Genomic DNA, 7,321 nt, shown 5'->3' on the forward strand with positions numbered 1-7,321 from the left:
CGGCGGATCGCGCGACGGTACCGGCCATTCGGATATGGCGCTGCAGGTGGTCGAAGAGATCGAGAAGATGGGCGGCGAAGCCGTTTCGAACGGCGGCTCGGTGACCGAATACGAACAGATGGAAAAGATGGTCGCCGACGCCAAGCAGAAGTGGGGCGGCGTGCATGTCCTGATCAACAATGCCGGCGTTCTGCGCGACAAGACCTTCGCCAAGATGAGCCCGGAAGACTTCGAATTCGTGGTCAAGGTTCACCTGACCGGTTCGGCCTTCGTCACCAAGGCCTGCTGGGAAACCTTCCGCGAACAGGCCTATGGCCGCATCCTGATGACCGCGTCCTCGACCGGCCTGTTCGGCAACTTCGGCCAGGCCAATTATGGCGCGGCCAAGCTCGGCCTCGCCGGCCTGACCAAGACGCTCGCGCTCGAAGGTGCGAAGTATAACGTCCGCGTCAACACCCTCTCGCCGGTGGCTGGCACGCGCATGACCGAAGACCTGTTCCCCGAACAGGCGTTCAAGCTGTTCGACCCGGTCAACGTGGTTCCTGCCGCGCTGTTCCTGGTGAGCGAAGATGCCCCGACCAATGCCATCGTCGGCGCGGGCGCGGGTGGCTATCACTCGGCCTGGACCGTGATGAACGATGCGGTCTGGCTGCCCGAAGCAGAGCGTACGGTCGAAGGTTTCGCCGCGAACTGGGACAAGATCAGCGAGTTCTCGAACCTCAAGGCCCCGCAGTCTGGCAGCGAACAGTCGGGTGCAATCCTTGCAGCAATGCAGAAGGTTCTGGGCGCCGACGCCGCGCCGTCAAGCGCACGCGGATAGTCCTTTACCAATTTCGATTGCCCAAAGCCCCGCGCCATTGCATTATGGCGCGGGGTTTTACTTTGGGGGTCGTATGAATATCGAAGCGATGCTGCGCAAGCTGCGCGCCTCTTCTATTGCCGTTACAGTCTTCGCATCCGTTTTCATGCTGGCAGGCCTTGCCGAGATTGGACTCGGCGGAATGGCGGTGAAGGCTGAGTACGCCCGCATCACCGAAGTAGAGACCGAGGCGCAACAAGCCTCGCCCTTCGGAAGCTTCCGTCGGCAAAGCGCAATCCAGTCGCAATACAATCACAGCAGCAGCGCCTTTATCAGCCAGGGTCGCTTCATCCCGTCATTCCGAGAGCGGGGTTGGGACAACGCGACAACTATTGCTGGCCTGGCTTTATTGGTTTCTGGCTTGGGACTTATCTTATCTGGGCTGTTCTGGGTCTGGCGCGCCCATGAAAATCTCGCCCGGCTTGGCATAAGGACGAAGTACACCGCGCGTATGGCTGTCGCTGGATTTCTGGTGCCCGTTGCGAACCTGGTCCTGCCTTTCGAAACCATGCGTGAACTCTACAATCGCAGCTATTGCGAGCCGGAAGAGCTTGCCCATGCCACGGTCGAAAATGTCACCGCTTGGTGGACCGCAGTGGTTGTTGGGTTGCTGATCTTCAGCGCGATGATCTTCAAGTTCATGCTCGATGTGGGCACCAACCTGGCCATCATTACTCCGCTGTGGATGGAATATGCGATAGCCAGCTTCGCCATGTTGCTGCTGCTTGGATCAGCCCTCCTCTTTGCGGGCCTGGTTCGTTCGATCACGAAAGCGCAAATGGTCTACCTGCCGCAGATCATGTTGAGCGGCGGGCATGAGCCGGTCCAGCAGCGGCCTGCCGTGACCTTGCGCTGACCCCGCCGCCTTACCGTATTGACTAACTAATACACTTAGGCGTATCCAGGAGACTTCAACAGTGGGAGGATAGGCTGATGTACAGCCAGGACGATCTCAATTCCGCGGTCGCAGCGGGCGCGATAAGCGCCGAAGCAGCCGACGCCCTACGCTCGCATATCGCCGCACAGCGCGACGCGGTTCCGGCCGATGCGGAGCATTTCCGCCTGATAACCGGCTTCAACGACATCTTTGTCTCGATCGGCGCGGTTATCATGCTGATCGCCATGGCTGCGATCGGCGATGCCATCTGGAGCAACAATCACGCTCCCTCGCCAGCCAGCGGCGTGCTGGTGGCAGGGACGGCTTGGATGCTCGCCGAATTCTTCACCGCCAAGCGGCGGATGGCACTGCCCAGCATCATCCTGCTGCTGGCTTTCGTCGGCGGGGTATTCACCGGCCTGATCGGACTTGCGATCGCGGTACTTGGCGAAGGTGCGAACCACCAGGAAACGCTGGCAACCCTGGCCATCGCCGGGTCAGCCCTGGTCACCGCCGTTGCGGCATGGCTGCACTGGAAACGCTTCATGGTCCCGATCACCATCGCCGCCGGGACCGCGGCAGTTGCAGGCACGATCATTGCTCTGATCATGGCGGCCGTGGGACCCAATTCAGCCAATGCAAAGACCGTTGCCCTGTCTCTCGTATTCCTGGTCGGGCTGGCCGTGTTCGGCCTCGCCATGCGGTGGGACATGAGCGACACGGCGCGCTCAACCCGACGCAGCGATGTTGCCTTCTGGTTGCATCTGCTGGCCGCCCCGATGATCGCGCACCCGATCTTTGCTTTGATCGGCGTCACCGAAGGTCAGAACATCGGCGTTGGTGCGGCTGTTGCCGTGCTGGGCGTCTATGTCGTGTTCGGCCTCGTCGCTCTGGCGGTCGACCGTCGCGCCTTGCTGGTCTCGGCGCTGGCCTATGTCCTGGTTGCGCTGACCTTCCTGTTCCGTGAATTCGGCGCCGTGGAACTCAACTTCGCGCTGACGGCGCTGGTCATCGGTTCGGCCTTGCTGACACTCAGCGCCTTGTGGACCCCGATCCGCCGCGCCGTGGTGACCACGCTCCCAGGCGACATGCGCGGCAGGCTTCCGGCCACCGCGTGACATCTGCCTGTCGTTGTCGAAAGGGCCCGCGACCTGTGCGCGGGCCCTTTCCGGCAAGATCAATGGATACGAACCGATGAACGACCACGCCATCGTGGGCTCCGGCTGGAGCCGTATCGTCCCGACGCTGATCATCCTGCTATTGGCCGGCCTGCTGGTATTCTACCACCTGACCATGCTGGTAGACCTCACCCAGGGTAGGGGCCTGAGCAGCGACGCGGGCTACAATGCGATCCAGGCAATCCTGCGCTGTGCCATCGTCGCCAGCCTGGTTGCGGTAATGCTGGGCCGACGCGCCGCTTTGCTGGCGATGTGGCTCAGCATCGGCGGGCTGATCGCCACGCACTATTGGGCGCATTTGGGCAATTTGCCGGTCGACTTCACGATCGGCCGACACCCCCTGTCCTATCTGAAGGGCTTTATCTTCCCGACAATCATCACCGTGGCATTCCTATATCGCCGCCGCCAGGGCGGGGCTGGCCTCCACTAGTCGTCAACCGCCTTCAGCAGCCGCCGCTCCACCGGGGCCATGACCCCGGCGAGTTCGTGGCCGCGTTTCAGGATTTGCCCGTGTTCGCCGAACAGGGTCCACATGCCCTGCTTGCCGCGCAAGGCCGGCCGCTTTTCGATCCGCGCCTGCGGGCGTTCGGCCGTGCGGCGGAACGCGGCAAAGCTGGCCGCGTCCTTGGCGAAATCCATTGCATAATCCCGCCATTGGCCAGCAGCGACCATGCGGCCGTAAAGATCGAGGATGCGGCCGAGTTCTTCGCGTGTGAAGCCAACCTGCAGCGGTTGGCGACCGGGAAAGGCGACAATCGTGTCACCGAAAAACTGCATCAATCGTCAGTCCCGCTCCGCATAACCGGTTCACGCTCGGTACGCATTGCTGCGACCTCTTCACGCAATGCCTTCAACTCGGTCTCGAGTTTCTCGATGCAGTCACGGCTGCCACCCTGCGAACCCTCGCAGGGTTCGTCGCAAGGCGTGCCATAGGGAATGAAGTCCTTGAGCCACTGTTCCGCAGGCACAAGCGTGCTACGCGCCTTGAGGCCGATCATCGTCGCCCCTTCGGGCACTTCGTCCGTCACCACGGCATTGGCGCCGATACGCGCGCGGCGACCAACAGTGATTGGACCGATGACCTGCGCCCCCGATCCGATAATGACTTCGTCCGAGATCGTCGGGTGTCGCTTGCCACCCTTGCCATTAGCAGGATTGGTTCCGCCCAGCGTGACGCACTGGTAGATGGTGACGTTGTCGCCGATCTCTGCGGTCTCACCGATCACGGTAAAGCCATGGTCGATGAAGAAGTTCTTCCCGATCTTGGCGCCCGGGTGAATGTCGATGGCGGTCAGCCAGCGGCTCCAGTGATTGACCAAGCGTGCGAGGAAAAACAGCTCCGCTTCGAACAGCCAATGCGCGATGCGGTGATATCCAAGCGCCCAAACGCCTGGATAGGTGAGGATCTCCCAGCGGCTACGCGGCGATGGATCGCGCGCCTTCACGCTGTCGAGATAGGCGATAAGCCGTTCCAACATAGGCGATATTCTCCCACCACGCCGACATTAAAGCAAGCGCCCCTGCTCGGGCCCCTGCACGGCGTCGAGTGCGTCTCTCCATACAGATAGGGTGGCGGGTACCTTCCGTTCAAGACTCAGACGGTCGATTTCGGCGACCACCCGCTCGATCGCGGCGTAGCTGCGCTCCATTCGTGGAACCAGGTATGCGGGCGCTCCATCGCCCAATGCCAACCCGCGCGCCTCGGCGTGGGCGAGGATCAAGTCAGCCGCCATGGCGTCGTCCGGCGGCGTGATTTCGAGGTGCAGCGAGGCCCGCATCCGCGTTTGCAGATCGGGCAAGGTGATATCCCATTGCTCGCCATCGACAACGAGCAGCAAGGCCATGCCGTCCTCCTGCGCGCGGTTCCAACGGTGGAAAATCATGGTTTCGTCGAGCCGATCAGCCCCGTCGATCGCTATTCCGTGGCCACTCGCTTCAAACCATTGCGCCAGCAACGACTTTCCCGAGCGTGGCGGGCCGGTGAGGATTGCCGTGCGGTATGGCCATGTCTCCGGTGCAACAAGCGCATCGGCAGCCGCCCTATTACCGTTGCCGACGATGATCGCACGGGCTCCCCCCGGGCGGGAAATCGAGAGCGGGAGGGCGATCTGCGACATGCGCCGCGCCTCAGCGGCTGATCGAAAGCGCGGTGCTGCCCTGGCGGACGGTAAAGCCGCGCGCCTTGAGCGCCTCGGCCAGCTGCGTGATCGAACCGGCATAGCTGACCGTCATGACCGAGGTGCCGCCGATCGCGGTACTGCGAACACCCGTGGCGCGGACGCCGGGCGTGCCACGCACCGAAGCAATCGCGCCATCGAAGGCCGCGGCATCGGGCGTCGCCACCTGGACGGTGTAAAGCGCGACCGAACCATCGGGCGGCGGCGTATTGACCGGCGCCGCGGTTATCGCATTGCCGCTTTCTGCCGTAGGCCGATCATTCGCACCCTCGCGCGCGGCGCGATCGCGTTCCATCAATGCGCGCCCAAGTTCGACCAAGCGCTGGATCGCGGGATCGAGCTCCGGCGAGCCGAGGTTGAGAGTGGCATCGGGCTTGAGCTTGCCATCGGCCAGCGCCTGCCGGAAAATCCCATCGAAACGGACCACGGCCTGCGACAGCATAGCCGGCAGCTTCTGCGGGCTTTCAGCCTGGAGCGTGAAACTGTCTAGCACCACGTCATCGGGGCCATAGCGCGCGGTAAACGTGCCTTCGATCGGACCACCAGGATAGGTGTAGCGCAGCCGGGCAATCGGGATCAGCACGTCCGAAGCACCGAACTGATCGAGCACGTTTCGCCACCACACACGGCTGCGGCGCCCGGTCTGTCCGTAGGTGACCAGCAGCGAATCGCCCCCGGCACCCATCGGGCGGACATAGTTGATCGGGCTGGTGCCCGCCTGGAACTCCGCCCAGGCCTGCTGCCAAGGGTTGCGTTGCTCAAAGACCATCTCGGTCCCGGCTGAGACCGTTACCGGGACAACCAGCAAGGGGGCCGATCGTGCAACTTCGCCGGCCTCGCCCAGAAACGGCGCCGCTCGGGATCGATCGAATACCACGCCCAGCGTCGCGATATATCGCCGGGGACCGAGCCGCTCCCTCTCGATCACGATGGCCGAAACCATGCCGGAAATCTGCGAATCGGGCAGGCTGGGCCCGCCGATTTTCTTCCAGGCCAGTCTTGCGGCGACATCCCAGGCCTTCTCGCGCGCTTCGGAGCCGGTCTTCGCCGTTTCGTCGACTTCGATACCGGAAACCTCGATATCGCTCGATGCTGCGACGGCCGCGATGCCGCGATCGCCCCCGACTTGCGCCCATACGACTGCCCCCAGCGCGCAAGCCGAAACGATCCCCGCAAGGATCAGGCCGGGGCGGCGCAGGGCAGGTTGAAGGGAAAGGGCGTCAGGCATCGCGGATTCCGGGGCCTTTTGCCGAAAGGAATCTGGAAATCCAAGCGCGAATGCGTAAGGCGGGGGGCATGAGCGACGAACCCCGCAGCAATACCCCCTCCTACACCTATGAGCAGGCAGGTGTTTCGATCGAAGCGGGCAATGCGCTCGTCAAGGCGATCGGCCCGCTGGTCAAGGCGACGATGCGTCCCGGCGCGGATGGCGAAATCGGCGGCTTCGGTGGTTTCTTCGACCCCAAGGCCGCGGGGTACAAGGATCCCCTGCTGGTCGCGGGCAATGACGGTGTGGGCACCAAGCTCAAGCTCGCCATCGACACCGGGCGGCACGATACGGTCGGCATCGACCTCGTCGCCATGTGCGTCAACGACTTGATCGTGCAAGGTGCGGAACCGCTGTTTTTTCTCGACTATTTCGCCACCGGCAAGCTGGAGAACGGCGTTGCCGAACGCGTCATCGCGGGCATCGCCGAAGGCTGCAAGATGGCCGGTTGCGCGCTGATCGGCGGCGAAACGGCGGAAATGCCCGGCATGTATGCCGCAGGTGATTACGACCTTGCCGGCTTTTGCGTCGGTGCCGTGGAACGCGGCGAGCAGTTGACCGGTGAGCGGGTGGCGCCGGGCCACGTGCTGCTCGGCCTCGCCAGCTCGGGCGTGCATTCGAACGGCTATTCGCTGGTACGCCGACTCGCGACGGACAAAAGCTGGAAACTCGACCGTCCCGCCCTGTTCGATCAGGAACGCCTGCTGGTCGATGCGCTGATCGAGCCGACCAGGATATATGTGAAGAGCCTGCTCCCGGTCGTGCGCGACGGGTTGGTCGACGCCCTGGCCCACATCACCGGCGGCGGCCTGCTGGAGAACATCCCGCGCGTGCTGCCGCAAGGCGCACATGCCGAAGTCGATGCCGATGCCTGGGAACAGCCCGGACTGATGGCTTTCCTGCAGGCGCAGGGCAATATCGAGCCCGCCGAAATGGCGCGGACCTTCAATTGCGGCGTGGGCA

8 protein-coding genes and 1 pseudogene are annotated in these 7,321 nt (G+C 63.1%); 5 read left to right on the forward strand and 4 right to left on the reverse strand.

Annotated features, from left to right (window positions below):
* From AAFM29_RS14000 to AAFM29_RS14015, 4 genes are all read left to right on the forward strand, one after another.
* Positions 1-820 (forward strand): SDR family NAD(P)-dependent oxidoreductase (locus AAFM29_RS14000; protein ID WP_341713404.1); only part of this gene is annotated, 820 nt, incomplete at its 5' end.
* A complete protein-coding gene (locus tag AAFM29_RS14005) occupies positions 753-1,715 on the forward strand; it encodes a DUF4328 domain-containing protein (protein ID WP_341713405.1) in 963 nt (320 codons plus the stop codon). The genes AAFM29_RS14000 and AAFM29_RS14005, both read left to right, overlap by 68 nt.
* Positions 1,716-1,792: 77 nt before the next feature.
* On the forward strand, positions 1,793-2,854 hold the full coding sequence (locus AAFM29_RS14010; protein ID WP_341713406.1) for a hypothetical protein: 1,062 nt from the start codon (positions 1,793-1,795) through the stop codon (positions 2,852-2,854).
* A 76-nt stretch (positions 2,855-2,930) separates the two neighbouring features.
* Entirely contained in the window at positions 2,931-3,344 is a 414-nt protein-coding gene (locus AAFM29_RS14015) for a hypothetical protein (protein WP_341713407.1), read from the forward strand.
* Here AAFM29_RS14015 and AAFM29_RS14020 read toward each other — a convergent pair.
* Genes AAFM29_RS14020 through AAFM29_RS14035 form a run of 4 tightly spaced genes read right to left on the reverse strand, consistent with a single transcriptional unit; the run spans position 3,341 to position 6,319 of the window.
* Positions 3,341-3,691 (reverse strand): DUF2794 domain-containing protein, encoded by a 351-nt coding sequence (locus tag AAFM29_RS14020; RefSeq protein ID WP_341713408.1) that lies wholly within the window; start codon positions 3,689-3,691, stop codon positions 3,341-3,343. The two genes, AAFM29_RS14015 and AAFM29_RS14020, sit on opposite strands and share 4 nt — an antisense overlap.
* On the reverse strand, positions 3,691-4,392 hold the full coding sequence (epsC, locus tag AAFM29_RS14025) for a serine O-acetyltransferase EpsC (RefSeq protein ID WP_341713409.1): 702 nt from the start codon (positions 4,390-4,392) through the stop codon (positions 3,691-3,693). Before epsC ends, AAFM29_RS14020 begins: the two co-directional genes overlap by 1 nt.
* A gap of 27 nt (positions 4,393-4,419) precedes the next feature.
* Complete coding sequence (locus tag AAFM29_RS14030; RefSeq protein ID WP_341713410.1) at positions 4,420-5,031, reverse strand: ATPase; 612 nt, start codon at positions 5,029-5,031, stop codon at positions 4,420-4,422.
* Between the two features lie 10 nt (positions 5,032-5,041).
* Positions 5,042-6,319 (reverse strand): heavy-metal-associated domain-containing protein, encoded by a 1,278-nt coding sequence (locus tag AAFM29_RS14035; protein ID WP_341713411.1) that lies wholly within the window; start codon positions 6,317-6,319, stop codon positions 5,042-5,044.
* 128 nt (positions 6,320-6,447) lie between these two features.
* Here AAFM29_RS14035 and purM point away from each other — a divergent pair.
* A pseudogene (gene purM / locus AAFM29_RS14040) lies at positions 6,448-7,321 on the forward strand (phosphoribosylformylglycinamidine cyclo-ligase); the annotation flags it as partial.

It is taken from the genome of Erythrobacter sp. (genome assembly GCF_038133525.1).
Classification (GTDB): Bacteria; Pseudomonadota; Alphaproteobacteria; order Sphingomonadales; family Sphingomonadaceae; genus Qipengyuania.

What these genes read in the sequence shown, in the direction of transcription:
- AAFM29_RS14035 (WP_341713411.1), bottom strand. Translation starts at nt 6,319, where the DNA reads ATGCCTGACGCCCTTTCCCTTCAACCTGCCCTGCGCCGCCCCGGCCTG.
- AAFM29_RS14010 (WP_341713406.1), top strand. Translation starts at nt 1,793, where the DNA reads ATGTACAGCCAGGACGATCTCAATTCCGCGGTCGCAGCGGGCGCGATA.
- AAFM29_RS14020 (WP_341713408.1), bottom strand. Translation starts at nt 3,691, where the DNA reads ATGCAGTTTTTCGGTGACACGATTGTCGCCTTTCCCGGTCGCCAACCG.
- epsC (WP_341713409.1), bottom strand. Translation starts at nt 4,392, where the DNA reads ATGTTGGAACGGCTTATCGCCTATCTCGACAGCGTGAAGGCGCGCGAT.
- AAFM29_RS14030 (WP_341713410.1), bottom strand. Translation starts at nt 5,031, where the DNA reads ATGTCGCAGATCGCCCTCCCGCTCTCGATTTCCCGCCCGGGGGGAGCC.
- AAFM29_RS14015 (WP_341713407.1), top strand. Translation starts at nt 2,931, where the DNA reads ATGAACGACCACGCCATCGTGGGCTCCGGCTGGAGCCGTATCGTCCCG.